This is a genomic window from Caballeronia sp. BR00000012568055, from assembly GCF_029439455.1.
Classification (GTDB): domain Bacteria; phylum Pseudomonadota; class Gammaproteobacteria; order Burkholderiales; family Burkholderiaceae; genus Caballeronia.
In genome coordinates, this window is record NZ_JAQFVG010000290.1 from 1 (window position 1) to 843 (window position 843).

General features: G+C 60.9%; 2 protein-coding genes. One reads left to right on the forward strand and one right to left on the reverse strand.

Annotated elements, in window-relative coordinates; all coding sequences use genetic code 11:
• A partial coding sequence (locus P7F28_RS17420) for a hypothetical protein (protein ID WP_277185771.1) occupies positions 1-227 on the reverse strand: 227 nt, incomplete at its 3' end.
• On the opposite strand from P7F28_RS17420, the gene P7F28_RS17425 reads away from it, so the two are divergent.
• Entirely contained in the window at positions 208-789 is a 582-nt protein-coding gene (locus P7F28_RS17425) for a hypothetical protein (RefSeq protein WP_277185772.1), read from the forward strand. The genes P7F28_RS17420 and P7F28_RS17425 overlap by 20 nt on opposite strands.
• The last annotated feature ends 54 nt before the right edge of the window (positions 790-843 follow it).

Here is an 843-nt window from a genome sequence, read left to right on the forward strand (position 1 = left end):
CGGCTGATCCTGCCATGGAGCACGCCTTCTTTACGTTTTTGCACCTCAGAATTTAAATCGAATTTGCTCTCAAGCGCGCTCAAGAAACGATTCCCGACGCAAAACATCGTCAGCGTAGTTGGCGTGCGTCGGCAAGAAAGCAACGCGCGTAGCAAGCTTCCAGTATCAGCCCCGCTCGCGGCGCTCTCGACGAAAGGCCGCACGGGCGTGTCGTGGAATGCCATCATCGAATGGAGCATTGACGAGGTCTTCACGGAGATTGCGGCAGCAGGTCTCGCGTTGCATGAGGCGTACATCGTGTACGGTGCATCGCGCGTGTCGTGCGCGTACTGCATCATGAGTTCGCTCGACGATCTACGCGCTGCCGCCAGCTGCGCGGATAACCACGACGTGTATCGAGAAATGGTGCGCCTTGAAGCGGCGTCAACCTTCGCCTTTCAGGGGCAACGGTGGCTCGCCGATGTCGCACCGGCGTTGCCCTCTGCCGATCTGATTGCGGCGGTAGCGCGCGCGAAGGCCGCCGCAGTCCAGCGGCAGGCGATCGAGGCAGCGATCCCCACGCATCTGCTCTACACGTCGGGCTGGCCGACCGTGCGTCCGACGCCCGAGGAAGCGGAACTGCTCGCAAGCGTCCGTCGCCGAGTCGCGGAAGTTGTTGATATCGAGATCGGCTACACGTACGGTGACGATGTGCTTGGGCGCTACGATGAATTGCTCGCCCTTCGCCCGTCCGAAGCTTCTGATACTTCCGCCGTTTTCAAGCCTGCGCAGGCGTCATTCTCGTTCTGAGCGAGGCCCCAAAAAAAATGCGCCACGCCCCAGAATTCGGGAGCGTGGCGCTGA